This window comes from Halomonas urmiana (genome assembly GCF_005780185.1).
Taxonomy (GTDB): domain Bacteria; phylum Pseudomonadota; class Gammaproteobacteria; order Pseudomonadales; family Halomonadaceae; genus Halomonas; species Halomonas urmiana.
The window spans coordinates 1-270 of sequence record NZ_VBUI01000099.1; the positions used below are offsets into that span (position 1 = coordinate 1).

Here is a 270-nt window from a genome sequence, read left to right on the forward strand (position 1 = left end):
ATTACCTTTTTACGGCCCCAATGTATGGCCAGAAGAATTGCCCGACTTCAAGCTTGCGATGACGGAATATCACTCGCAAATGCTCACGTTCGGAAAAAAACTGCTAAACGTATTTGCCCTTGCGCTCAATATGCCGATCGATTACTTCGATGATAAATTCAAGAAGCCGATGGCCCAATTGAGAGTCCTGCGTTATCCCTCCACTCAATATACACAGGGAGCGCCGATGGGTGCTGGAGAGCACACAGACTTCGGCTGGATAACCATGAT

General features: G+C 47.8%; 1 pseudogene. It reads left to right on the top strand.

What is annotated here, in order from left to right:
- Positions 1 to 270, top strand: a pseudogene (locus FEI13_RS19140) (isopenicillin N synthase family dioxygenase); the annotation flags it as partial.